24 protein-coding genes and 1 riboswitch are annotated in these 24569 nt (G+C 41.9%); of the genes, 9 read left to right on the top strand and 15 right to left on the bottom strand.

The annotated features are described in order from the left end of the window. Window positions 1-65 precede the first annotated feature (65 nt). The gene (locus FXF70_RS03850) at window positions 66-2024 is read right to left on the bottom strand and encodes a BglG family transcription antiterminator (RefSeq protein ID WP_148779849.1); all 1959 of its coding nucleotides are present in this window, start codon (window positions 2022-2024) and stop codon (window positions 66-68) included. 137 nt (window positions 2025-2161) lie between these two features. Between FXF70_RS03850 and FXF70_RS03855 the strand changes: the two genes are divergently transcribed. Then, window positions 2162-2359: a hypothetical protein gene (locus FXF70_RS03855; protein WP_017358669.1), complete on the top strand. Its 198-nt coding sequence runs from the start codon at window positions 2162-2164 to the stop codon at window positions 2357-2359. 48 nt (window positions 2360-2407) lie between these two features. Here the strand turns inward: FXF70_RS03855 and FXF70_RS03860 are convergent, their stop codons facing one another. The 6 genes from FXF70_RS03860 to FXF70_RS03885 all read right to left on the bottom strand — a co-directional run bounded on the left by FXF70_RS03860 (window position 2408) and on the right by FXF70_RS03885 (window position 8132). Beyond that, window positions 2408-2833 carry a YwqH-like family protein gene (locus FXF70_RS03860; protein WP_007497950.1) on the bottom strand — a complete coding sequence of 142 codons (426 nt, stop codon included), beginning with the start codon at window positions 2831-2833 and terminating at the stop codon, window positions 2408-2410. Window positions 2834-3117: 284 nt separating this feature from the next. Continuing rightward, on the bottom strand, window positions 3118-3384 hold the full coding sequence (locus FXF70_RS03865; protein WP_008345634.1) for a YwqI/YxiC family protein: 267 nt from the start codon (window positions 3382-3384) through the stop codon (window positions 3118-3120). A 37-nt stretch (window positions 3385-3421) separates the two neighbouring features. Further along, window positions 3422-3847, bottom strand: a complete 426-nt coding sequence (locus tag FXF70_RS03870; RefSeq protein WP_017358667.1) for a YwqH-like family protein — start codon at window positions 3845-3847, stop codon at window positions 3422-3424. Window positions 3848-4142: 295 nt separating this feature from the next. Then, window positions 4143-5549 (bottom strand): Na+/H+ antiporter NhaC, encoded by a 1407-nt coding sequence (gene nhaC / locus FXF70_RS03875; protein ID WP_017358666.1) that lies wholly within the window; start codon window positions 5547-5549, stop codon window positions 4143-4145. 143 nt (window positions 5550-5692) lie between these two features. Further along, window positions 5693-7114, bottom strand: coding sequence for an aspartate ammonia-lyase (aspA, locus tag FXF70_RS03880; RefSeq protein ID WP_017368335.1), 1422 nt, complete (start codon window positions 7112-7114; stop codon window positions 5693-5695). 28 nt (window positions 7115-7142) lie between these two features. Next, window positions 7143-8132, bottom strand: a complete 990-nt coding sequence (locus FXF70_RS03885) for an asparaginase (RefSeq protein WP_017358664.1) — start codon at window positions 8130-8132, stop codon at window positions 7143-7145. Between the two features lie 206 nt (window positions 8133-8338). Here FXF70_RS03885 and FXF70_RS03890 point away from each other — a divergent pair, with 206 nt between their 5' ends. Further along, window positions 8339-8686, top strand: coding sequence for a helix-turn-helix domain-containing protein (locus tag FXF70_RS03890; protein ID WP_017368336.1), 348 nt, complete (start codon window positions 8339-8341; stop codon window positions 8684-8686). A gap of 51 nt (window positions 8687-8737) precedes the next feature. On the opposite strand, the gene FXF70_RS03895 is transcribed toward FXF70_RS03890, so the two are convergent. The 5 genes from FXF70_RS03895 to FXF70_RS03915 all read right to left on the bottom strand — a co-directional run bounded on the left by FXF70_RS03895 (window position 8738) and on the right by FXF70_RS03915 (window position 12134). Then, complete coding sequence (locus FXF70_RS03895) at window positions 8738-9193, bottom strand: helix-turn-helix domain-containing protein (RefSeq protein WP_017368337.1); 456 nt, start codon at window positions 9191-9193, stop codon at window positions 8738-8740. Window positions 9194-9289: 96 nt separating this feature from the next. After that, window positions 9290-9817 carry a YfjD family protein gene (locus FXF70_RS03900; RefSeq protein ID WP_148779850.1) on the bottom strand — a complete coding sequence of 176 codons (528 nt, stop codon included), beginning with the start codon at window positions 9815-9817 and terminating at the stop codon, window positions 9290-9292. Window positions 9818-9838: 21 nt separating this feature from the next. Then, complete coding sequence (locus FXF70_RS03905) at window positions 9839-10597, bottom strand: hypothetical protein (protein ID WP_039165050.1); 759 nt, start codon at window positions 10595-10597, stop codon at window positions 9839-9841. A 12-nt stretch (window positions 10598-10609) separates the two neighbouring features. Next, window positions 10610-11806, bottom strand: coding sequence for a DUF6861 domain-containing protein (locus FXF70_RS03910; protein WP_148779851.1), 1197 nt, complete (start codon window positions 11804-11806; stop codon window positions 10610-10612). Window positions 11807-11810: 4 nt separating this feature from the next. Then, the gene (locus FXF70_RS03915) at window positions 11811-12134 is read right to left on the bottom strand and encodes a WXG100 family type VII secretion target (protein ID WP_048001180.1); all 324 of its coding nucleotides are present in this window, start codon (window positions 12132-12134) and stop codon (window positions 11811-11813) included. 226 nt (window positions 12135-12360) lie between these two features. On the opposite strand from FXF70_RS03915, the gene pepT reads away from it, so the two are divergent. Both pepT and FXF70_RS03925 read left to right on the top strand, forming a co-directional pair. Further along, on the top strand, window positions 12361-13593 hold the full coding sequence (pepT, locus tag FXF70_RS03920) for a peptidase T (protein ID WP_008345662.1): 1233 nt from the start codon (window positions 12361-12363) through the stop codon (window positions 13591-13593). A 288-nt stretch (window positions 13594-13881) separates the two neighbouring features. Continuing rightward, window positions 13882-14061 carry a hypothetical protein gene (locus FXF70_RS03925; RefSeq protein ID WP_008345664.1) on the top strand — a complete coding sequence of 60 codons (180 nt, stop codon included), beginning with the start codon at window positions 13882-13884 and terminating at the stop codon, window positions 14059-14061. A 78-nt stretch (window positions 14062-14139) separates the two neighbouring features. Here the strand turns inward: FXF70_RS03925 and FXF70_RS03930 are convergent, their stop codons facing one another. Then, window positions 14140-14817 carry a DUF3298 and DUF4163 domain-containing protein gene (locus FXF70_RS03930; protein ID WP_017368341.1) on the bottom strand — a complete coding sequence of 226 codons (678 nt, stop codon included), beginning with the start codon at window positions 14815-14817 and terminating at the stop codon, window positions 14140-14142. Window positions 14818-14978: 161 nt separating this feature from the next. Between FXF70_RS03930 and FXF70_RS03935 the strand changes: the two genes are divergently transcribed. From FXF70_RS03935 to FXF70_RS03955, 5 genes are all read left to right on the top strand, one after another. Further along, window positions 14979-15836: a MurR/RpiR family transcriptional regulator gene (locus tag FXF70_RS03935; RefSeq protein ID WP_187424753.1), complete on the top strand. Its 858-nt coding sequence runs from the start codon at window positions 14979-14981 to the stop codon at window positions 15834-15836. A 200-nt stretch (window positions 15837-16036) separates the two neighbouring features. Beyond that, on the top strand, window positions 16037-16930 hold the full coding sequence (gene garR / locus FXF70_RS03940; protein ID WP_148779853.1) for a 2-hydroxy-3-oxopropionate reductase: 894 nt from the start codon (window positions 16037-16039) through the stop codon (window positions 16928-16930). A 6-nt stretch (window positions 16931-16936) separates the two neighbouring features. Further along, window positions 16937-18358 (top strand): four-carbon acid sugar kinase family protein, encoded by a 1422-nt coding sequence (locus FXF70_RS03945; RefSeq protein ID WP_148779854.1) that lies wholly within the window; start codon window positions 16937-16939, stop codon window positions 18356-18358. 50 nt (window positions 18359-18408) lie between these two features. Beyond that, window positions 18409-19728, top strand: a complete 1320-nt coding sequence (locus FXF70_RS03950; RefSeq protein ID WP_008345676.1) for a gluconate:H+ symporter — start codon at window positions 18409-18411, stop codon at window positions 19726-19728. 81 nt (window positions 19729-19809) lie between these two features. Beyond that, a riboswitch (SAM riboswitch) is annotated at window positions 19810-19922 on the top strand. Window positions 19923-20009: 87 nt separating this feature from the next. After that, window positions 20010-21134 (top strand): 5-methyltetrahydropteroyltriglutamate--homocysteine S-methyltransferase, encoded by a 1125-nt coding sequence (locus tag FXF70_RS03955; protein WP_148779855.1) that lies wholly within the window; start codon window positions 20010-20012, stop codon window positions 21132-21134. A 54-nt stretch (window positions 21135-21188) separates the two neighbouring features. On the opposite strand, the gene bglH is transcribed toward FXF70_RS03955, so the two are convergent. Both bglH and FXF70_RS03965 read right to left on the bottom strand, forming a co-directional pair. After that, window positions 21189-22607, bottom strand: a complete 1419-nt coding sequence (gene bglH / locus FXF70_RS03960; RefSeq protein ID WP_135226474.1) for an aryl-phospho-beta-d-glucosidase — start codon at window positions 22605-22607, stop codon at window positions 21189-21191. Beyond that, the gene (locus FXF70_RS03965) at window positions 22579-24486 is read right to left on the bottom strand and encodes a beta-glucoside-specific PTS transporter subunit IIABC (RefSeq protein ID WP_148779856.1); all 1908 of its coding nucleotides are present in this window, start codon (window positions 24484-24486) and stop codon (window positions 22579-22581) included. The genes bglH and FXF70_RS03965 overlap by 29 nt, the downstream gene beginning before the upstream one ends. Window positions 24487-24569 lie beyond the last annotated feature (83 nt).

The following is a 24569-nucleotide window of genomic DNA, read 5'->3' on the forward strand; positions in this document are numbered from 1 at the left end:
CTCGTGATCATCCTCCTTTTTGATGTTATTTTAAAAGCGCTTTCATTAACATCCAATCTTTTTCCTCACAGATGCGGAAATGGGTGTCCTTTTTTTTCATCTGGCTGTTCCAACACGTGCAGCGCCGCCGTCAGTTCTTCAAATGAAGCAGCTTTGATGATTTGCTCCACCACTTCCTTCTGCTCTGTCAAACGCACAAGAAATTGATAAAGTGACTGCAATTCTTTCTGATACGTCTTCTGTATACTTAACAAACAGACGACCTGTACCCGATCGTCGCCCCACAGCACTGGTTTCCTCAACGTACAGATCGCACAAAACGTATCATCTGTTGCCGGTTTGATTGGGTGAGGGATCGCGACCAAATGACCGAACGACGTAGGCGACACTTCCTCTCTTTCCAACAATAGCTGTTCAAAATCATCCGGGATTCGGTTTTGTTCCTGCAATACAGTCACGAAAAATTGAAGCACCTCTTCCCTTGTTTGTAGATCTTGCTGAAAAAAAGTCATCTTCGGACTGATATATCGCAAGACACCCATTTCTTGTGACCCCTGTACAAATCGTTTCAGCCTCAACATATCGTCTTCACTGAGGATCGTATGTACATCAATCACTGGCACAGGTAGTGTGTTCTGAAGAGGGATGGTACTAATGATCAAATCGATACTTCTCAAGTCATACGACAAAAGGTCACTGACACTTGCAGTACCAGCAATCTCTAGCCTTTCGCTAAAGGCGGCCTTCAGCTTATGGAGAAGAAGCTGACTGCTCGCGACACCCGTTGCGCACACAATCAAGCATTTTTTTCTCACAGTCTGAGTTTTTGTCCGCTCTATGGCAGCACCAATATGCAGCGCCAAATATCCGATTTCATCTTCATGAATCTCTACATTCTCATTTTCCTTCAACCATCTTCCCATATAGACACCTGCTTCAAAAGCAATCGGATAATGCCTTTTTATGTCTGATAAATAGGGGTTACGGATGTTCATATCATATCGGAACCGATGAATCGCTGATCTCAGGTGAAGACTTAGTCCCACAATCAATTCCTTGTCTGTCTGAATATCAAGTGACATGTGCTCTTCGACATAACCAAGTAATTGATGAGTTAAACGGAAATGCTCTTCATCAAGCATGTGAAATAGCGTGTGTCCCGTTTCTCCATACGCCATCATTTTTGCCCCCATTAAATGAATCGCAATATAGGCCATTTCAGATAATGGAAAATCTATACCGAGTACGTGACGCATATCTTCTGCCATTTGCCTCGCCACTTGAAAAGCGGGCTGTGTTTGAATGTCTTTGAGTTCTCCTTCCGGCATCATCACCAATTTTTTCTCTTCAATTCGTTTGCACGCAATGGCGATATGTGTCACTAAGTTGCTTAAACCGATCTCTGAGACATGAAGGCCGCTTGCCTTTGTACGTGAACGCACCATATCTTGAATCAATTGATACGTTTCTTCAGGTAAAAGGGCAGGGTTCGGATGCTCTTGCTGAAACACATGCTCAGCTAGACAATACCTTAATTTCATTTCATCTCCAGTCAGCCTCAGTCCATATTTAGGTCGATGTGCAACAGAGAGACCATGTAAAGAGAAAATATGCTTGACTGCTTTCAGGTCATTTTTCACAGTAGATTCACTCACAAATAATTCCTCGGCCAATTCATCTAATTTCATATAGTCTTCGGACAATAAAAGCCTTCTCAATAAATAAGAGATGCGATCCTCCGGCTGATTTGGAATAACTCGATTCTTTTTTTCATTTCTTTCTCTCATTGAGTTTTTCAAAAAAGTACGAAATGCTCCATAATCTTCGACAGTCAATGTATACCCTGCTCCACGTTTCATATGAAGTGTTGCCCCATGTGCTTCTAATACTGATTTAAGCGCTTTCATATCTGTTCGAACTGTTCGTGATGTGACGCCTATCAGGCGTGCAATTTCTTCACCTGTCAGCTCCTGCTCTGCCTGCATTAACCGCCTCAACAGCTCCTCCTGACGTAGAGATAACATAGACTCCCCTCCCTTGGTCAATTACTTTTGCCTATCATCATAAACGAAAATAGAACTCTTTGCCCAGTTTTTCTTTCCGGCCGGGAACTTTGTTATGGCTCAAACGTATGAATATGAAACAAGAGGAGGGATACATCATGTTTGTTATCATCATCATACTAGCTTCTTTAGGCGCCATTACCGCTCACATGTTTACACCAAAAGATAAGCGTTCATCTTCTAAGCATTCTGCACATCACAGTTCAACAACCAGTAACTATACTGATTCGTATACACATCACGCTTCTGATGCCTCCTGCGGTGGTGATTCAGGTGGTAGCGGCGGATGTGACTAAACCCCAAAAAAACAGCCGCTTGTTCAGCCGGCTGTTTCGTTTATTTTATTAAAGAGCTTTCCAGCCCCGTTCAATTAAATGTTTGACGTCCTTTGCAAAATCCTCGCCTTTTTCCATCACATCTTGGGCTCTTCCTGCAAAATTACTAGCGACAGCGAGTTCCATTTTTTTTAACTCAAAGTGCATAATTTTTTGGTCTATCTCCGTAATATAGGTTTCATACTCATTGTTCACAATGTCGTGCAGCACGTGATAGGCTTCTTTCCGATGACGGTGAAAGTCCGTTCCTCTCTCACCTTTCCATGACGAATCTAGAGCAGGCTTCTTGATTTCCTTTATGTCAGACTGCGCAAGATCTTGTTCTGTTCGAATATTACTTTTGGCTGTCTTTAACCGAGAGATCATTTCGTCAAATTCTGCACGTTTGTTTTCAATCCCCATATGCAGATGGTGCAGCATCTCGGATAAACTCATGTCATCCACCTCTATTAGACCTCATAAGAAAGCACGGCGTCAGCATTTTTGAAACCGGGCAGATCATCTGCTTTTTCCAGTCCTGACATTTCTACCGTTCGCTTTCATTAAGTATAGTATAAGGTGAAAAGCCTTAGGCTTAAATAGGGAAAAGGTGTCCTTTTAACATGGTGTTTGGAAGAAAAACGGAATAATCTAAGGTCATAAATCCCGAATTATATATGAGTCTTTACGACTATATTTTACATCGTACTCAGCTACGCTATCAATAAAACGATTGGGGCTTATGATTTTGCCGCAATCGCTTCATCCTGTTCTTTTAGCGTCTTCACATTTGAACGTGTATCCTGAACGTTTTTGATTAAGGCTTCTTTAAAGCTTGAGACCATTTCGCCCACCTCTGCTTCACGTGCCGTCCATTTGGTTACAAATTCAAGGCTGTTTTCACCAGCTTTATCTGCTGCTTTTTTCATTGTTAAAGCTTCAACTGCTTGGGAGACTTCATCTAGTTTATCCATCACTGTTTGGTAGTTTAACTTAATTTGTCCCATTATGATATCCTCCAGATTGGTTCAGCATGAAGCTCGCTTACAAGCTGCTCCATGCTTTTGAGATCAAGCGTTTTGCGTCTTCTACTGCGTCTTCTCCTTTTTCAGCCAAACGTGCGGCATCTCCAGCTAAAGAGCTGGCAAAGGATAAGGCAGCCTGCTCTGCTTCTAGTGTACTGATTTTGAATTCGATTCGGCTCACGTAGCGTGGATATTTATCGCTTACGATCGTTTGCAGCGCATCATGCGCTTCATTTCGTTCTGATTTGAAATCTTGGCTCCGCTCACCTTTCCAAGAGGCCCCAAGCTTTGGCTGCTTGATTTGTTTTAGGTCTGTTTCTGCGGCATCTTGTTCACGTTCAATCTTACTTTTTGCCTTTTTGAGTCGAGCAATTTTCTCTTCGATCTCTGCCTTTTTATTTGAAATGCCACCGTTAAGGGCAGACAGCATATCCGATAAGCTCATATGGGTTCCTCCTCCTGTCAAAAATAAAAACGCTGCTTAGAGTCCCTCTAAACGAGCGTAATGGTGAATCGCACTTTTTCCAATATTGTTATTATAAGGTTCAAAGACTCATGTTTGAATAGGGATTTGTGCCCTTTTTATGGTATAAATATGCTTTCAATCTGCTTCATACCACACCTTAAGCCCTCTTTTATAGGGGGTCAAAATACACAACCACCCTTCTGGAAACATACATAGTCTTACGGTCCTAGGACAAACAAAAGCCGCCCGGGGGAGGGGCGGCTTTTGCAGTGGCTTATGATGCCGATTCTTCTGAGTCTTGTTGATTTTTCACGTACCAAATGAATTTCCCTGTATATCCGTAGATGATGGCAAGACCAATGGCAACAAAGCTCAGCCACATAAATGGTAAATAAGAGAATGTCGAGACGCCTAGAATCCCTGCCATGTAAATTCCGTTATCTGACCATGGAACCATACCAGACGTAAGTGTTCCACCAACCTCAGAGTTTCTAGATAACACACGTCTGTCTAATTTTAATTTGTCATAGCTTTTTTCCATGATTTTTGGTGTAAGAATTAATGAGACATACATTGCACAACCAAAGATATTCGCAAAGAATGCTACTACAAGTGTAGACAGTGTCACATTTCCTGCATTGTGCAATTTTTTCTCGAATGTTGCGACGATCACTTTTAACACGCCTAAGTATTCAAGAACTCCACCAAAACCAAGTCCAAGAATAATGACCACTAGAGATCCTAACATATTGACAATACCGCCACGGTTCAACAGTGTATTTAAGAAATCTACATCTGAATTAATAGAGAAGCCGTTATAAGCTGTACCAAGCGCATCAGCTGGGTTCATTCCTTGGAATGCCATCGCCCAGACTGCCCCAAGCAGTGCACCAATTGCGATAACAGGCATTGACGGTTTTTTCAATACAAGTAATAGGACAACAATGACTGCCGGAATGATCATCCAAATATTAATCGTGAATGTATCCTGCAATGCTTGTTTCAAAAACTCTACTTTATCTTGATCAATATTTCTTCCACCATACATAAATCCAGTAATTGTAAACATAATAGCCGTAATAACAAAGGCCGGTATGGATAAAACCATCATGGCTCTTACATGCGCCAGCACGTCCACTTTTGAAAGAGAGGAAGCGAGCACAGTACTATCAGATAGAGGAGATAATTTATCACCAAAATAAGCGCCAGATAAAACAGCCCCAGCTACGATCGGTAATGGGATACCCAATCCTTCACCAATCGCAATCATCGCAATACCTGCCGTTCCAACTGTACCCCAAGACGTACCAGTAGCAACAGACATAATAGAACAGATAATCAGTGTAGCTAATAAGAAGATATTAGGATGAATAAATTCCAGTCCGTAATAAATTAACGTGGGTACAACACCGCCAGCAATCCATGTACCAACAAGTGCACCTACTGCAATTAAGATTAAAACAGCCTCTAATCCATTTGATATCCCTTTTGTGATCGCATTTTGAAGGTCTTTGTACGAATGCCCTAAACGAATTCCTAAAGCAATAACCATAAACCATGAGATGAACAATGCTAGCTGAATATCTAATTTGAAGTAAAGAGTGAATGATAAAACAATTGCTAAAAATAAGCCAAGTACAGACACGACTTCTAAAATAGACGGTAGACGTGGTGTTTTCATTTTGTTTCCTCCCTTTGTGCGTGCGTTAAGCGTTTTCAAAATATTGTGAAAAAAGTGTGTCAATTCGAAAGAAAGTGAATTGCCTGTTTTTCTCTATTTCACAGGCAATTCCACATATTAATAAAATAAAATTTTTGATATTATTATCGCTCTAGGAGCTCTGCACCCGCAATGCCAGGCTTTGTCATCTCGTAAGGATTCAAAATAATATCAAGTTCTTCTTCTGTTAACACATCATTTTGCAGGCAAAGATCTCTGATCGATTGTCCTGTTAAAATGGCTTCCCTTGCGATTCTAGCCGCGGCTTCATAGCCTAAGTGAGGGTTTACCGCAGTAATGACACCTGCACTTTTTTCGACATATTCTTTCAAACGTTTTTCATTTGCTTCGATGTCCGCTAAACAATGATCTGTGAATGAGCGGAATCCGTTATTCATTATACTAATAGATTGAAGCAAGTTAAAGACCAGAACAGGCTCCATCACATTTAACTCAAGCTGGCCTGCTTCAGAAGCAAGACAGATGGTGTGGTCGTTCCCAATGACCTGGAATGCGATTTGGTTAATGAGCTCTGCCATGACTGGATTGACTTTCCCAGGCATAATGGATGATCCCGGCTGACGGGCTGGCAATGCAATCTCAGCAAGACCTGCACGTGGGCCAGATGCCATTAAGCGAAGGTCATTCGCAATTTTAGACATGTTCATCATGCATACTTTTAAGGCAGCAGATACTTCTGTATATGCATCTGTATTTTGCGTCGCATCTACGAGGTGCTCTGCGCCTACTAATGGCAGTCCAGAAATATCAGCAAGCTTCTTCACTACGATTTCGATGTAGCGAGGATCTGCATTGAGGCCTGTCCCAACAGCGGTCGCACCCATGTTTACTTCATATAAATGCTGTTTTGATTGGTTGATTCGTTTAATATCACGGCTGAGCACACGGCTGTATGCTTCAAACTCTTGTCCTAAACGGATCGGAACAGCGTCTTGTAAATGAGTACGCCCCATTTTGATGACATGATCGAATTCTTTTGCTTTCTTTTGAAATACGTCATGCATGGCCTGCATCGTCTCAAGTAAAATGTCTAACTGCTTGAGCACTGCAATATGGATCGCCGTTGGGAACGAATCATTTGTCGATTGTGACATGTTCACATGTGTGTTTGGACTTAAATGAATGTATTCTCCCTTTTGATGTCCCATGATCTCGAGGGCTCTGTTTCCAATGACCTCATTGGCATTCATATTCATAGACGTTCCTGCGCCGCCTTGAATCGGGTCTACGATGAAATATTCATGGAATTTGCCTTCAATGACTTCATCTGAAGCTTGAACGATCGCATTTCCAATTCCTTCATATAAACGTCCGACTTCCATATTGGCTTGAGCTGCTGCTTTTTTGACAATGGCAAATGCTCGAATGAGTTCTTCATGCATGCGATATCCTGTAATCGGGAAATTCTCTTTTGCACGAAGCGTTTGAACACCATAATACACGTCTGCGGGAATTTCTTTTTCACCTAGAAAATCCTTCTCGTAACGATAAGTTGCTTGAACCATCTCGTATGACCTGCTTTCTATAGAATAGTTAAATCACTAAATCTTCTGCGATTGGCGTTTCCATAATCTTTTTCACTTCTCGTGGATCTGTTGTTTTACCTAATGCCCACATGAGCTTTGGCACGATGGCTTCTGTGTTCATGTTTCTTGAACGAGCAACCAGTTCTTGATTGATTTTACGTCCTACTTCATACACACTCATGTCTTCTCCTTCTTCGAGACACTGAGTGGTGATCACAACAGAAATGCCTTCTTCCAGCAATTCGTTGATTTTTTCTAAAAGGTTTCTTCCTTCGAAAGGAATTCCGCCGCTGCCGTAGCTTTCAATGACGACCCCTTTGTACAAACCTTTGATTGAATCTAAAAACTCAGGCTTCAGTCCTGGATGCAGTTTTAATAAACAAACGTCTGTGTTCAAGGATGCATCTAATTTAAGCGGTTTCATTGATGATCTTTTTACTTTGCTATTGTATTCAATTTGATGATTTTCAATCGATGCAATATATGGGTAGTTAATACTTTCAAATGCATCGTAGCTTTTCGTTCTTAGTTTGATTGCGCGAGTTCCTTGAATGACTCTGCCATCAAACACGACGTATACGCCGCCAACACCGTCACATGCAAAACGAATCGCATCTGTAATGTTTTTCTTCGCATCTGTTTTCTTAAACGTAATTGGGATTTGTGATCCTGTAATGACAATTGGCTTATCAGGATTTTGCAACATATACGATAGTGCTGCTGATGTATAGGCCATTGTGTCCGTACCATGCGTGACGACAAATCCGTCATATTGATCATAATTTTCATAAATGGCTGTTGCGATATCAACCCAGTATTCAGGCTGCATATTGGTACTATCTATACTCATTAGGGACTTTGTGTCCATTGTGTAGTCTGCATTAATTTCGTTTAAATAGCTTAAAAGGTCCTCAGCTTTAACACCTGGAGCTAAACCATTTTCACTTTCTACAGATGCAATCGTCCCACCAGTGGTTAAAAGCAATAATTTCTTCAACAGGTCCACCTCTTTCAGTAAAATTACTTCGTTTGTCACACATATTATAAGCCAGCTTGTGCTATTCTATAATATACGCTTTACGCGTACCTTCATTGCCATTATAGTCACATAACGCGAATTAATCAAGAAATTATTACGCATAACGCGTACACTCTTTGTCAAAATATGATATACTGTTGTTGTATATAAAGGAGCGTTCATGTATGATACTCGATCGTTTAACCACCCTTAGAAAAAAGAAAAAATGGTCTCTCCAGCATACGGCAGATCGCCTAGGTATCGCCAAAAGCACCTATGCCGGTTACGAATCTGGGTACCGACGACCTTCGCTTGAAGCAGTGAAACTGCTGGCTGATTTGTATGATACGTCCATTGATTTTTTACTTGGTAGAACGGACGAGCCAGAGATACAACGCAAAATCTCTGATATCAAAATTGAGCTGACGGAAGCAAAAGAAGGAACCATCCATGTAGACGGCGTTCCACTAACAGATGAAGAAATTAAACAGCTTGTTGCCTTTATTCGGGCGAAAAACACTCTGAAAGTATAAACAACACAAAAAAGAGAGGTCCCTGTCATAGAGGTACCTCTCTTTTTCTGCTTACGACAGCTCACTTAATTCCTCTAACCGCCGCTTCGCTTCTTCTTTATTAAAGGAACTATAATAGCGATAATTCTCATCATCTAAGATGCGGTAATGCTGGCTTAGTACATTTTGCTGGAGACGAAACGTACCTTTTTTCACAGACGTCCGCCACCAAACCTTTCCGCCAATCGTACGTTCAACAGATAAATGCAATTCATCGTGGGCGACGACTTCCAAAATCTCAAGCGGATCATCCCCAAGTGTCCCTTTTAAAATGTCACTATCCCTGAATAATGCACATACGGCCGCAGATTGCGTCCAGTTGAGGCGAAGACGATTCTTTTCTACCTGCTGCAAATGCCGCTTGGATAGACCAAGCACCTCAGCCATACGGTCCTGCGTATAGTCTTTTTCTTTTCGAATTCGTGCCATTTGTTCTGTGACGAGGTCGATTACCATTTCTTTGTCCATCTCTCATCACCTCTTGATTGTTCAGTCTTTACTGACATCATACACGATTTCTTAAAAAAAGTGGCGTCTCACCTCATGGAATGATGACGAAAACATCTATTGATTCTGCTTTTCACCATGACCATGCTGGTGTTTCCAATTCTCTTGGGCGGTCTCATGTAAATATGGATAAATGTCTTGTTTCACCGTTTGCTCAAATACTTCTTCATCTAAAATACTGTACGCCGGAATCTTGATCAATTTCCCATCAATTTTCCGAATGAGCACATCCATGAACAGAAATCCCCTAATACTGTAACGATGCCTGCGCATATCAATAGATTGTATGTCTTGAAAAGGGATTGTTTGTTGCCGGTATAAAACAGCGCCATTCTCTCCACGCTGAATGCGAAAAATCACATTTCCCCTCTTCGTAAAAGCCGGAAGAATCATCAAAAAAGAGATCCACCCATAGACAATGCCTAATAATCCGCCTAAAAATAAAAACAACGTATAATTCGATTCAAATGTAAGAGCTTCTGAAAATAACCAAATACCGATGATGCCAAACCCGCCCGTTGCTAAGAATGCCCATACTCTTAGAAAGGGTCTGCTCCTCACTTCTATTACTTCACTTGGATTCAAGCGCCATTCTCCTTTTCTCCATTAGAATATAGAACGTAATCCGTCCCTATGAGCCGTCTCTATCCGAAATTCATTTTCCTTCATGCCCGACACTAGCCAAGAATGCTTCTGCCCCGGAATAACAAATATCATAGACTCTACATCCGGCGTATTATTTTTATCATAAGTGACCTTCATCAAAGAATCCATTTTTCCTTTTCTGACCCTTACATCAGAAACAAATGCCCTCACAAGCTCTTGGTTCTCTGCTTTATTTAGAAAAGAAGGCCAATCATCATTCCCTTGACTGGCTTGTTCTAACAGCAGTTCAAATTCTTCCGCCTGCAAATTGATGACTGGTGTGAGGTGTTCACTCATGTGTATGTTCAAAAAGGTTGTCACTTGCTCCACAGTCTGCTGATCGTCTTTTAGTTTGTGAATCTGATGCACTTGTTGATCATAAAGCGTATGGTGTGAATACACACCTGCCTGAGTCGTATGAAAGGACGTACTGACCTCTTCATCTAATGCACCAAACCTTGAAGCTTTCACGGTATGTGATGCATCGTTCATGGCTTGAATGAAATGCCGGTATTTTTCTTTATAACGGTATTGTCTATTTCGAAATTCCAGCACGTCTTTTGCCAGCAAAGAGCGGCATGCAATTTCAAATAAAAATCCAAGACGTTCATCCTCTACATCTGGATAATAGGCTTCCTTTAAAGACATCCCTTGCTCAAAATAGCCTTCACTGTAAAAACTAAAGATGAGTTCCTCGATACTTAGACTTAGCTGATCCAACTTGATCTCTCCTTATCCAAAAGAAAATGCGCCCTTCAAGAAATCACCTGCACCTTTCAACAGCGAATCTGCGGTTTCTTTTGTTTTTTCTATTCCTTTATGTATCACCTGATTTGCTTGATCAATGGTGTCATTGACTGCTTTAACACCTTGACCTGCCAGTTCAAATGCTTTTTTTCCTTTATCGACAACCGCATGAATTGGGTCTTTTAATTTCACTGCGACCTGTTCTGCAAAACCAGAAGTAAGCTTGGCGACTTTTTCACCAATAAAGCCACCTACTGCTGATCCTATCGCACCGCCAACCACTGTTCCAATCGGTCCTGCAAAGCTTCCAAGAGCGCCGCCCACAACGGCACCTGCAACAGATCCGCCTGCAATAAAGACCGTATTATTCACTGCATTTCCAACAGCCTTTGCATTTTCACGCTTGAGAACTTCTGGCTGATCCCCAAATTCCGCATAGTTCTCCGCAATTTTCAGACCGCAGCCAACCGTTTCTGTTGCACCCGTGACGACCGTTGCAATGATGGCATTTCCTTTCGCAAACCTTGCACCATTTTTCAGAACAGACTTGATGCCAGCTGTGTCTTTCCAATTGATACTTCCTTTTGTGAAATCACGTACACTGTTCGTGAACGCAACTGTATCGCTAGGATAAAATTTCGTAAATTTCTTATGGACTAGGTCAGCCATCGACCAATTCGATCGTTTTAATAATTCTTTTTTGCTCAGCCAAATCCTTGCCAGCCGGTCAAATCTCGTTCCTTCTACCCGTCCGGTCACATCAAGAAGGAGCTTTGAATGCTGCGCAGCATAGCGGCCATTTTCTTTGATAAAGGTTGTCATGCCAAGCCCATAGTATTTCGCCTGCATCATCACAATACCAGCTAAGCTCGTGAGTGTACCATATTGATCATACAAACTGTACATTTTCCTTAAAATATCATCAGCTTCGACCATTTTATCCGTTGCATGACGAATGGCAATGTCGTCACTGCTCAATTTTCTCATTAAGGCTTGTCCAGAACCCCATGCATCTCCTACTCCAGAAAAACAGCTTCGATAACGGGGATCACAGCCTAGGATGAGGCCATCCAGTTCACTATGTAAATCGTGGTGCTTTGTTTCGATGGCCAAAAGCTCCCCTACAAAATCATTCGCCAGCCCTGTCAGCTGATCTGGATCTACTACAATGTCACGCGCCATCACATCATCTCCCTTCTCGGTTTCTTTCTCTCCGTTCTTCTCGCCTTTTTCGCTCAAGCTCTTCCATTCTGGCGATTTCAGCTTTACGTTCCTCGATTTTGACAGCAGCATCCCGCAGTTCCTGACTTGTTTCAAGCAAGTCCTTTTCAAATTGATCATAGCGTGTCACTGTTTCCTCAAAGCTTTGATCAAATTTATCTCTTGCTTCCCCTTGCCAGCCTGATCCAACTGCCCTCAGCCGATTCTCAAGTAGCTGCTTCGACTGCCGAATGCCATCAGCGGCTTCTTGGAACTTTTGAGCGAGTGCAAGTGTTTGACTAGAATCCAACTTTCGCACCCCTTTCTCCCAAATTAACGTACAAATGGATGATTTTATATGTCCTCATTATAAATAAAAAGACACCCAAAAAAATCACCCTAAAGAACCATTCAGCACATCGCAAAATAAAAGTAGGTCTTTTTCCTCTCTAATTGTCAGAGAAAGCCTTTCTTGTTATGAAGCGCATTCAAGACATGATAAAATGAACATATTCTACAAAAGGAGTGACGTATTGATGAAAGAGGAAATGATCCAGCGATTCACAAGTTATGTAAAAGTGGATACACAGTCTGATGCAGACATAGAGAGCTGCCCATCCACTGAAGGACAGCTAAACCTAGCAAGGCAGCTAGTTGAAGAGATGAAATCCATCGGCATTCAAGAAGTGACAATGGATGAAAACGGTTATGTCATGGGCACGATCCCATCTAACACAGACAAAGAAGTGCCAACCATTGGCTTCCTGGCTCATATCGACACAGCCACTGACTTCACTGGCAAGAACGTGAAACCGCAGATTCATGAGAACTATCAAGGCGGGGACATCACGTTAAACGAAGATCTACATATCGTATTATCTCCAGCACAGTTTCCAAATTTACAAAAATACCAAGGACATACGCTCATCACGACTGATGGCACGACCCTGCTTGGTGCAGATAACAAAGCAGGTATCGCAGAAATTATGACCGCCATGCATTACCTGATTGAGCATCCAGAAATCAAACATGGAAAAATTCGTGTCGCCTTCACACCAGATGAAGAGATCGGCAGAGGACCTCACAAATTCGATGTTGATGCCTTTGGCGCTTCTTATGCTTATACGATTGACGGTGGCCCACTAGGAGAGCTTCAATATGAAAGCTTCAACGCCGCAGGTGCAAAAGTATCAATTAAAGGAAACAACGTCCATCCAGGGACAGCAAAAGACAAAATGGTCAGTGCTGCAAAGATCGGCATGCTCTTTCACAACAAACTTCCTTCAGATGAATCTCCAGAATACACAGAAGGATACGAAGGCTTTTTCCATCTCACGAGGTTTGTAGGAGAAGTAGAAGAAGCAGAGCTGCAATATATTATTCGTGATTTTGATAAAGAGAAATTCAACAAGCGCAAAGCACTGTTTGAAAAAATCGCAAACGACTTAAAAGCGGTCTACGGCGAAAACAGCATCACCCTTAGCATTCAGGATCAATACTACAATATGAGAGAAAAAATTGAGCCAGTCAAACATATCGTAGACATCGCTCATGAAGCCATGGAAAACCGCTCAGTGACACCTGTCATTGAACCAATCCGCGGCGGTACAGATGGCTCACAGCTTTCATATAAAGGACTTCCAACGCCAAACATCTTTACTGGCGGGGAAAACTTCCACGGTAAATATGAATTCATCTCTGTAGAGAACATGCTGAAAGCGTCAGAAGTGATCGTGGAAATTGCACGTTTATTTGAAGAAAAAGCATAAACATGTTTACAACCGTTCCTGTTCGGGAACGGTTTTTTAATAAAAGTTTACAATTTTCTGAAACTTTTATGACACTTAATCGTACTAATAGAGACAACCCCAGAAAAATTCTTCTTGACGAGTGAAATAACTGGAAATATAATAGTTAAAAACAACCAGTATTTTAGACCTAAAAAAGCAGCCAGAATAAACCTTTAGAACTAAACGCTATTTGCTAACTATTTTCAGTTATAAACATCACTCACCCTGTCTACACTTAAAGAATAGGATGAATTGGAGGAATGTCATATGATGATTTTATTGATTATCGCTTCACTTTGCTGCTACTTACTATTCTCTTTCAAAAAAGATAACCGCACCCAAAAACGAAAAAGCGCAGAGCTTTCGGAGTTTGAAATCTTTCGTATGCGCCGCCACTACAACGGCAAACGCCGTCACCCACTAAACGATGCACCCAAACAAGTATAAATGTAAAAAGAAGGGCCTCATCACCAGGGGCTCTTTTTATGTATAAAAAACGACCAAATTCATGGCCGTTTCTCTTGTTTATTTATACACCTTCGCAGGTACTTGAATCATAGGAATTCCTACATAGTACGGTGAAATTTCATATGGCTGGAAGACAACAGCGATTCCCTTTTTCGTGAAGTAGTACTGCGTGTCGTAGCCGATTTGAATATCGCTTTTTTTCAGATTCGCATAGAATTTACTTTTATGCTTCTTTGTGTAGTTATAGATATAATCTCTTACTTTTGTACGCTTTTTCTTTGTTTTCACCACATCTGTAAAGTACAGTTGCTTTGTTTTTTTCTTTGTTAACACATAGTTCATGCTCGTAACCATCGTATCCCCGTGCATGCTACCGTCATTCATGTAATCATAGTTTAGGATACTTAGTTTCTTCCCATTGTTAAATTTCGTTTTAAACGATCTCTCGTATGTGATCTTCCCAATGCCTTCTTTTTTCGCTTCGTCCTTTAAGAACAAATACGTAGAATAGGAAAATGCGATATCTTCTTTTAAATCATGGTTGATGGTTTTCATATGCGCTTTACTAAGGTTTTTCACCTGTGCATATTTAAACGTTTTTTTCTTTTTATAATAGTGTGTGCTTACTTTTGCTTTTTTCACTTGTTTAGCATCCGCAGATCCAACTGGCGCAAACAATGAAACAATCAGCGAAAAAATGAGCAGGCTGATCGTTAGGCCTTTTTTCATTGTCATAGTAAAAACCCCCATTTTTGTCTATTACCAATTGAGTATACCATGACAAAAGAACCAAAAGAAGTGTTCTTTTCCATATTATTCTTTATTTTTCATGTGAGGTTTGTTTACCGTTTTCATAAGTTCCTGTATGCTTAAGATAGAATGTTAGATGAAGTGTGGTGTTTATCATAGAAGAGAATATTTTCAGTCATATCCGGACAACATTTCATAGTTTGTCCCCTACCCAGAAAAAGATTGCCAATTACATTTTACAAAACCCTCAGAAAGTTGTGCTTCATTCGATTAGTGCACTCGCTACTGAATGCAACACAAGTGAAACGACGATCTTCCGTTTTCTGCGAAAAATTGGCTATGAGTCCTATCAAGTGTTTCGTGTCCATGTCGCGCAGGATATTGCGACCAATACGCCTCAATCCATATACGGCGAGATCGAAGCATCTGATAGTGTCGCAGATATTAAACATAAGGTCATAGAGTTAACAACCAACTCTATTCAGGATATGAAACATATTTTAGAAGACAAGGCTGTGACACAATTTATTGATCAAATGAAACAGGCTCATAAAACCGTCTTCTTTGGAGCAGGTGCCTCCAGTTTTATTGCCGGAGATGCCTATCATAAGTTTCTCCAGCTTGGCTTTGAAGTGAGTCTATGTAGTGATCCTCATATGATGAATATGATTGCAACACATGCAACGGAACATGATTTTATCGTCGCGATCTCACATTCAGGGGAAAGTAGAGAAATCCTTGATGCCGTGCAATTTGCAAAGGAAAAAGGTGCAACGGTCGCCTCGATCACGAGCTATCCGAAATCAGAGCTCGCCAAGAAATCCGACTTTCATCTGCTCAGTTCATCGAGAGAAACAACCTATCGTTCTGACTCAATGATTTCTCGTATTAATCAGCTTGTGATTATTGATGTTTTGTACGTCACAGCTGTTTTAGAATTAGGATCAAATGCAATCGACAACGTCAAACGTTCTCGATTAGCTGTAGCTAAAAATAAAACATAATCGACCATAGACCGGAGCTGTTTCCGGTCTTTTTTTTGTGACTTTTCTCATATTTTCCGTTGACACATTCCTATTTCGTCATGTACATTAAATGAACAATAGTTTATTTCCTACTATTAATTTAAATCGATAGTATATATACTAACAAAAAGAAAAGAAAGCGCTTTTTGTAAGGGGTTTCTAAATAGGAGGCGGACAAAATGGCAAAGAAAATTGGATTCATTGGATTAGGCATTATGGGGAAACCTATGGCCTTTAATCTATTAAAAGCCGGTCATACTGTGACTGTTTTCGATATTCATACAGAAGCTGTTCTAGCATTAAAAGAAGTGGGCGCAAATGCCGCTGCATCAGCTGCTGAGACAGCATCTGTAAGCGATATCATCATCACGATGCTTCCAAAAGGTGAGCATGTAGAAGCAGTCGTAGCAGGTGAACAAGGCATATTGGCTACAGCAAAACCTGGCACGATCATTATAGATATGAGCTCTATTTCACCTGTTACTTCTAGAGCTTTAGCGGCACTGGCAAAACAGCATCAGGTCGAATTTATCGATGCTCCTGTCAGTGGCGGAGAGCCAAAGGCGATAGACGGGACACTTGCGATTATGGCGGGCGGAGAAGTAGAGATCTTTGAACAAGTAAAGGATGTCCTCTATGCCATGGGCACAGATGTCGTATTAGTTGGTTCAAATGGAAGCGGGACAACCGCTAAGCTTGCGAATCAAATCATCGTCAACTTAAATATCGCTGCCATGTCCGAGGCACTCGTTCTTGCCGCTAAGTCTGGCATTGCGATTGATAAAATGTATGAAGCCATCCGAGGTGGACTGGCAGGAAGTGCTGTACTCGATGCGAAGGTTCCTCTCATTTTAGAACGAAACTTTGAGCCTGGCGGACGTATTGACATCAACTTAAAGGATTTAACCAATGTCATGGAAACTGCCCACGATATCGGCGTTCCTCTCCCGCTTTCTAGTCAGCTGCTAGAAATCTTCCACGCCCTCAAAGCGGACGGAAAGTCTGGACTTGATCACGGCGGAATCGTTCAATATTACGAAAAAATGGCTCATGTTGAAGTGAAGAAAGGATGAGGTTCTATGAAACAAAGCATTGAGTTACTAAATGCCATTCCGAAAGCGGATTCAGACCGCATTCAATCAGCATACGAACAAGCACTAAACCATTTTCACCATAAAGTGATTGTATTAGACGATGACCCAACAGGCATTCAAACCGTACACGGCGTCTCTGTTTTCACCGATTGGTCAGAGAAAAGCATTGAAGCTGGTTTTCTTGAAGACAGCCGTATGTTCTTTATCTTAACCAACTCTCGCAGTATGACAGAGAAAGAAACGGCGGTTCTTCATGAAACGATCGCATCAACGATTGTGAAAACGGCTGAACGGCTTGATCAAGATTTCATCATTGTCAGCCGGGGGGACTCCACCCTGCGTGGACACTTCCCGCTAGAGACTGACATTCTCAGAACGACCATTGAACAGCAAAGCTCCCACCAATTTGACGGCGAAATCCTTCTTCCCTTTTTTAAAGAAGGCGGTCGCTTTACGATTGGCAATATTCACTACGTACAGGAAGGTCACGAATTAATTCCTGCTGGTGACACAGAATTTGCATTGGATCGTACATTCGGATTTCAATCTTCTCACCTCGGAGAATGGATCGAAGAGAAATCAAACGGGTCGTTCACTAAGGAAAACACTACTTATATTTCTTTAGAAGATATCCGGGCTTTACGTATTGAACAAATCAAGGATCAGCTGATGACCGTGAAGGATTTTCAAAAAGTGGTTGTAAATGCAGTAGACTATGACGATGTCAAAGTCTTTGTCATTGCCCTCATAGATGCCATCAAAGCAGGTCAGCACTTTCTATTTAGAAGTGCGGCCGCTCTCACAAAAGTGCTTGGCGGTGTTGAGGATCAAGCACTTTTAGCTAGACAAGACTTAATACAGGAAGAAAGCACGCACGGTGGCCTCATCATGGTCGGTTCCCATGTCAAAAAAACAACGGAACAATTGCGAGCGCTGCAGCAAAATAAAGACATCGCATTTATTGAATTTGATACACACCTCGTGTTAGAACCTGAAGCATTTCAAGAGGAAATTGACCGCGTAATTCAACAAACTGAAAGGATTTTAACAACCGGGCAATCGGTTGCTGTTTATACAAGGAGAGAACGGCTTGATCTTGGAGACAATCGCCGAGAGGAAGAATTGAAGCTCTCTGTTCAGATTAGTGATGCGGTGACAAGCATTGTCCAGCGCCTCTCCATTCGCCCTAAGTACCTCATTGCCAAAGGTGGAATCACCTCAAGCGATATTGGAACAAGAGGACTCAGCGTCAAACGTGCGACTGTCGCAGGTCAAATCAAACCAGGTATTCCCGTTTGGCAAACAGGAGAAGAAAGCAAATTCCCATTCATGTCTTATGTGATTTTCCCGGGAAATGTTGGCTCAAAGGATACGTTAAAAGAAGCAGTAGACATACTTGAAGGATAAAGCAGAGGGAGCGTTCACGCTCCCTGATGCAGCACAAAGGAGGAAAGATCATGTCGTTAGTTTTTATCGGACTTGGCGTTTTGTTATTACTTTTACTCATGGTTGTCTTTAAGTTAAACGCTTTCATCTCGTTGATTATTGTCTCTTTAATCGTTGCCGTTTTAGAAGGCATGTCACCACTTGAAGCGATTGCTTCAGTCGAAAAAGGGCTTGGAAGTACACTCGGCCATCTGGCGTTGGTTCTTGGCTTTGGAGCGATGCTTGGTAAATTGATGGCTGATTCTGGCGGTGCTCAGCGTATTGCCATGACACTCATCGACCGCTTTGGTATCGGGAAAATCCAATGGGCGACGATGCTGACTGGATTTGTTATCGGAATTGCTCTATTTTATGAAACCGGATTCATTATTCTTATTCCATTAGTCTTTACCATTGCTCAAGCCGCAAGACTCCCTGTGTTGTATGTGGGAATGCCGCTCGTCGCTGCACTCATTACCACACATGGCTTCCTCCCTCCTCACCCAGGGCCGACAGCCATTGCCAATGTATTTCAAGCCAACATGGGACAAACCTTATTGGTTGGAATTATTTTAGCCATTCCTGCTGTTTTAGTAGGCGGACTTCTGTTTACGAAACTATTTAAGAAAGACCAACTGCATGCACACATTCCAAAGGACTTGTTTAATCCAAAGGAATTTACAGAAGAGGAAATGCCAAGCTTCGGCATTAGTATTTTCACCGCTATTTTACCTGTATTGCTCATGACATTCAGAGCATGTTTAGAAATTTTCTTCCCGTCCTCCCCGCTGCTACCGGCGGCTGAGTTTTTAGGTGAGCCGGCGATTGCCCTATTAATCTCTGTGTTGCTTGCCATCTACACATTTGGTCTTGGCAGAGGAAAGAGCATGCAGGACGTCATGAAGTCGATTACGGATTCAATTGGCTCCATTGCGATGATTCTATTGATCATTGCTGGCGGCGGCGCCTTTAAACAGGTGCTCATTGACAGCGGTGTTGATCAATACATTGCAGGGATTATGCAAGGAAGCACACTGTCTCCTCTGCTCCTCACTTGGCTGATTGCAGCTGTCCTTCGTGTCTCTTTAGGGTCAGCAACTGTCGCGGGTCTCACAGCAGCTGGCATTTCTGCACCGCTAATTGGTTTGACGGGAGTCAGCCCAGAACTAATGGTGATTGCAACAGGCGCCGGCAGTATAACATTCTCTCATGTGAATGATGCAGGTTTCTGGATTTACAAAGAATACTTTAATTTGTCGATGGCTCAAACTTTTAAAACGTGGACATTGATGGTGACTGTTCTATCACTTGTTGGATTAGCCGGTGTTCTCGTCGCTGATTTGTTTATGTAGGAAAATAAATAGGAAAAACCATTGACTTTTTCTCGAAAAGATTGAATAATTGTGTTTATTAAGAAAATTGAATCAAAGGTAACCTTATTAAGAGTGGTGGAGGGACTGGCCCTGTGAAACCCGGCAACCGCTGTTCCTAGGAACAGAATGGTGCTAATTCCTTAAGCAAGCTGAAGCTTGTTTGAAGATAAGGCAGAGATCTCACAGTATATGATGCTCTTCCTTATCCAAGGAAGAGCTTTTTTATTTGATTTATAACCTGAAGAAAGAAGGGATTCAGCATGACACAAGTACAAACCATTGGTAAGAAAACAACAAAGCCGCCATTTCGTGCAGATCAAGTAGGGAGTTTACTTCGTTCTGAACGCATCAAAGAAGCCCGCAAGCAAAAAGCAGACGGTACACTGACAGCAGAACAGCTCAGACAAATTGAAAACGAAGAAATCACTCGTATTGTAGAGAAGCAAAAGGAAATTGGATTAGAGGTTGTCACAGATGGAGAATTCAGACGTGCATGGTGGCATTTTGACTTTCTAGAAGGGCTTGATGGGGTCGAAGGATTTGAAGCAGACCGAGGCATTCAATTCCACAATACGACAACAAAAGCGAGAGGCATCAAAGTAACAGGTAAGATTGATTTTACTGATCATCCAATGCTGGAGGATTATCGCTTCCTTCACAGCATCGCGGGTGATCATACGGCTAAAATGACGATTCCAAGTCCGAATATGCTCTTTTTCCGTGGAAAGCTTGAAGAAGGTGTGTACGACAGCTTAGATGATTTTCACCATGACGTGGCACAAGCTTATAAAAAAGCCATCCGTGCTTTTTATGATGCAGGCTGCCGTTACTTACAGCTAGATGATACAGCTTGGGCTGTGTTCTTTTCTGAAAAAGGACATGAACAAATCAAAGCTTTTGGCCGCGAGGAAGATGAACTGCGTGAATCGTTTGCGAAAACAATCAATGAAGCGGTTGCCGATCGACCAGATGATTTAGTGATCACCATGCACATTTGCCGCGGTAACTTTAAATCAACTTGGGCAGCCGAAGGTGGTTATGAGGCAGCGGCAGAAACGATTTTTGCCGGTCTCGATTTGGATGGTCTCTTTTTAGAATTCGACGATGACCGTTCTGGCGGATTTGAACCCCTGCGTTATGTGAAGAATCCAAACCTTCAAATCGTACTAGGTCTTGTCACTTCAAAGTATGGGGAACTTGAACCCGTTGATCAGATCAAAAGACGAATCGAGGAAGCAGCTCAATATGTGGACATCAACCAAATCTGTTTGAGCCCACAATGCGGATTCGCTTCAACAGAGGAAGGCAATTTGTTAACAGAAGAACAGCAATGGGAAAAGCTGCGTCATGTGATTGAGATTGCGGATCAAGTGTGGACATCATAGTCCACTCACAATAAAAAGAGACAAACCGTTTGATCAGCGGTTTGTCTCTTTTTTTTATGCGTCTAAATGCTTTCCATTTGTCGCAATCACTTGTTTATACCAATCAAAGCTTTTCTTTTTCTTTCTATCTAATGTACCTTTTCCTTCGTTATCACGGTCGACATAAATGAAGCCGTAGCGTTTTTTCATTTCAGCTGTTGATGCGCTGACAAGGTCAATTGGGCCCCAGCTTGTATAGCCGATCAGATCAACGCCGTCTGCGATCGCTTCTCTAGCCTCAAGCAAATGACTTCTTAGGTAATCAATTCGGTAATCGTCTTGAATGGAGCCGTCTTCTTCTACTTGATCCACAGCACCCAATCCATTTTCTACGATAAACAATGGTTTTTGGTAGCGGTCATATAGTTGGTTTAGTGTTGTACGAAGTCCTTTTGGATCAATTTGCCAGCCCCAATCACTTGCTTCTAAATAAGGGTTTTTCACGCCTTCAAATAGGTTGCCACCAGTAACTTGTCCAAGAACCTCTGGATCTGTACTTGTCACAAAACTCATATAATAGCTGAAGCCAATATAGTCGACTGTATGGTTTCTTAGAATGTCTTCGTCACCGTCTTGGAATTCAATGTTGATGTTATTTTCCAGGAAATAACGTTTCATGTATCCAGGGTAATAGCCTCTTGCCTGTACATCTGAGAAGAACAATGTTTTACGATCTTGATCAATCGCAGCAAACATATCTTCAGGTCTTGAGCTGTACGGATATGTGGTCATCGCTGCAATCATACAACCGATTTTCGCATCTGGAATGATTTCGTGTCCTGCTTTAACAGCTAGAGCACTTGCAACAAATTGGTGATGCGCTGCTTGATATTGAATGCTTTTCTCGTCTTCGCCTTCTTCAAATACAAGACCGCCCCCTGTGAAAGGAGCATGTAAGACGACGTTAATTTCATTGAAGGTCATCCAATATTTCACTTTATCTTTAAAACGAGTGAACAATGTTTTAGCGTATGTTTCATAAAGACCCACAAGCTTGCGGTTTCTCCATCCACCATAGTTTTTCACAAGTGCAAGTGGCATTTCATAATGAGAGATCGTGACAACTGGCTCAATTCCATGCTTATGCAGTTCATCAAATACTTTTTCATAGAAAGCGAGGCCAGCTTCATTCGGTTCCGCATCGTCGCCATTTGGGAAAATACGTGGCCAAGAAATGGATAGTCTGAAGCACTTGAATCCCATTTCTGCAAACAGGGCAATATCTTCTTTGTAGCGATGATAGAAGTCGATCGCATCATGATATAAGTTAAGGTCTTTCATTGATTCATCGAATGGGTGCATAATCCCGTGTGGTGATACATCCGCTGTCGATAAGCCTTTTCCATCTTTGTTATAAGCGCCTTCAATTTGGTTGGCTGCTACTGCGCCGCCCCATAAGAAACCTTTAGGAAATGTTTTTTCTAAATTGGTCATGTTGAATGCCCTCCTCATTTTCTTCTACACTGACTGTAAGCAATGTCTCTTTTACTGTAATCGCCCCATCTGTTTTCACATCAACTTGTGCAAAATCATTTGTGTTGGTGACGATAATTGGCGTTGTTACATCATAGCCATCTTGCTGAATGCCCTTGATATCAAATTCAACTAGCAGATCTCCTGCTTGAACGAGATCACCTGACTGCACATGACTTGTGAAATGTTTACCGCCAAGTTTTACTGTATCAATCCCCACATGGATGAGAAGCTCTGTGCCTTGATCACTCTTTAAACCAATGGCATGTTTCGTTTGGAAAATGGTTTCAACCTTGCCGTTGAACGGTGCTACTACACGTCCAACTGTTGGGACAATGGCTGTTCCTTTCCCCATGATTTCATTAGAGAATGTTGCATCATTTACTTGATTGAGCGGCTTTAGTTGACCTTCAAGCGGGCTTTGTACCACTTCATTTTGAAGCGCTACTGTATCTTTCTTTTCTTCTGGTTTGTCTGCTTTTGTATCATCTTTCACTGGTACATCTTTGAATCCTAGAACAAGTGTCATGATGGTTGCTACAACAAAGCCGATCACTAATCCAATGATGGAGTAAACAAATGTCGGTCCAATGAACGTTGGGAGACCTGGGAGACCTGCTGATCCAGATATCACATACGACTTTACTTTGAAGATGGACATGAACACGCCGCCTGCTGCTGCACCAATGAGGGCTGCAAGGAACGGTTTTTTCAATCGCATGTTCACACCATACATAGCAGGTTCAGTAATACCCATTAATGCAGTGATACTTGTAGACATCGCCAATGATTTGAATGTTTTGTTTTTTGATCTTAAGAAGACACCGAATGCTGCGCCTGCTTGTGCCATATTCGCTACAAACATCATTGGAAGAATGAAGTCAAAACCGTTTAATGTAATGTTGTTGATCATGATTGGAAGTAGTGCATAGTGCATGCCCGTAATGATCAATGGTGACATAAAGCCACCGATTAAGAGTCCGGCCAAAATACCTGCATGTTTGAACAATAAATCAATTCCACCTGAAAGGCCATTTCCGATAATCCCACCAAGCGGTCCAACCGCGATAAGCATAACTGGTACCACGACAAGAAGTGTAACTGTTGGAACAAGAATGATTTTTAGTGATTTCGGACTATATTTTTCTGCGAATCTTTCCACATATGAGCCGAGCCAGATAGTGAGTAGAATTGGAATCACCGATGAAGAGTACACAACGGCAACCACTGGCAAGCCTAGAAATTCTGTATTTCCTGCACCTAGTAAAGCGGTGAGCTGCGGGTGCAGTGCGGCTGCTGCAATGGCAGCGGCGATATACTGATTTGTGCCAATTTTTTTGGCTACGCTTACAGCGAGCAGAATCGGTAAGAAGTAAAAGGCTCCGTCTCCGATAGCTGTTAAAATCGCATATGTGCTGCTTTTATCTGAGATCCATTGGAACGTCAGCATTAATGCCAAGATCCCTTTGATCATACCAGCTCCAGCGATGGCTGGAAGAATCGGTGTGAAAACACCAGAGATAAAATCGAAAAGTTTAGAAATCACATTTTGTTTTGATGCTTCTTCTGAATCGCCTGACTTTACATCTGTTGATAACCCAGAATCAGCAATCATTGCTTGATAGACGTTTGATACGTCGTTGCCAATAATGACATGGTATTGACCGCCGCTTTGATTCACGCCCATGACGCCGTCTGTTGATTGCAGCTTCTCTTTATCCGCTTTGCTTTCATCGTATAGGTTGAAGCGGAGCCTTGTCATACAATGCGTGACTTGCTTTACATTCTTTTCACCGCCGACAAGCTCTAGAACTTCTTTTGCTGTTTGTTTGTGGTTCATTGTGTTACCCTCCAATCGTTGATTTCATCTTGATATAGAAAAAACCTAAACATCCATTAATGCCCGAAAAATAGCGATTCAGA

Origin of the sequence: Bacillus sp. Y3 (assembly GCF_008123875.1) — a bacterium.
GTDB classification, from domain to species: Bacteria; Bacillota; Bacilli; order Bacillales; family Bacillaceae; genus Bacillus; species Bacillus altitudinis.

Bases quoted from the DNA above. Each gene is read 5' to 3' on its own strand.
- FXF70_RS03965 (WP_148779856.1), bottom strand. From the start codon at position 24,486: ATGAACCACAAACAAACAGCAAAAGAAGTTCTAGAGCTTGTCGGCGGT.
- FXF70_RS03865 (WP_008345634.1), bottom strand. From the start codon at position 3,384: ATGGGACAAATTAAGTTAAACTACCAAACAGTGATGGATAAACTAGAT.
- bglH (WP_135226474.1), bottom strand. From the start codon at position 22,607: ATGACCAATTTAGAAAAAACATTTCCTAAAGGTTTCTTATGGGGCGGC.
- FXF70_RS03860 (WP_007497950.1), bottom strand. From the start codon at position 2,833: ATGAGTTTATCCGAGATGCTGCACCATCTGCATATGGGGATTGAAAAC.
- FXF70_RS03895 (WP_017368337.1), bottom strand. From the start codon at position 9,193: ATGGACAAAGAAATGGTAATCGACCTCGTCACAGAACAAATGGCACGA.
- nhaC (WP_017358666.1), bottom strand. From the start codon at position 5,549: ATGAAAACACCACGTCTACCGTCTATTTTAGAAGTCGTGTCTGTACTT.
- pepT (WP_008345662.1), top strand. From the start codon at position 12,361: ATGAAAGAGGAAATGATCCAGCGATTCACAAGTTATGTAAAAGTGGAT.
- FXF70_RS03950 (WP_008345676.1), top strand. From the start codon at position 18,409: ATGTCGTTAGTTTTTATCGGACTTGGCGTTTTGTTATTACTTTTACTC.
- FXF70_RS03910 (WP_148779851.1), bottom strand. From the start codon at position 11,806: ATGGCGCGTGACATTGTAGTAGATCCAGATCAGCTGACAGGGCTGGCG.
- FXF70_RS03930 (WP_017368341.1), bottom strand. From the start codon at position 14,817: ATGACAATGAAAAAAGGCCTAACGATCAGCCTGCTCATTTTTTCGCTG.
- FXF70_RS03870 (WP_017358667.1), bottom strand. From the start codon at position 3,847: ATGAGCTTATCGGATATGCTGTCTGCCCTTAACGGTGGCATTTCAAAT.
- FXF70_RS03890 (WP_017368336.1), top strand. From the start codon at position 8,339: ATGATACTCGATCGTTTAACCACCCTTAGAAAAAAGAAAAAATGGTCT.
- aspA (WP_017368335.1), bottom strand. From the start codon at position 7,114: ATGGTTCAAGCAACTTATCGTTACGAGAAGGATTTTCTAGGTGAAAAA.
- FXF70_RS03945 (WP_148779854.1), top strand. From the start codon at position 16,937: ATGAAACAAAGCATTGAGTTACTAAATGCCATTCCGAAAGCGGATTCA.
- FXF70_RS03850 (WP_148779849.1), bottom strand. From the start codon at position 2,024: ATGTTATCTCTACGTCAGGAGGAGCTGTTGAGGCGGTTAATGCAGGCA.
- garR (WP_148779853.1), top strand. From the start codon at position 16,037: ATGGCAAAGAAAATTGGATTCATTGGATTAGGCATTATGGGGAAACCT.
- FXF70_RS03955 (WP_148779855.1), top strand. From the start codon at position 20,010: ATGACACAAGTACAAACCATTGGTAAGAAAACAACAAAGCCGCCATTT.
- FXF70_RS03925 (WP_008345664.1), top strand. From the start codon at position 13,882: ATGATGATTTTATTGATTATCGCTTCACTTTGCTGCTACTTACTATTC.
- FXF70_RS03855 (WP_017358669.1), top strand. From the start codon at position 2,162: ATGTTTGTTATCATCATCATACTAGCTTCTTTAGGCGCCATTACCGCT.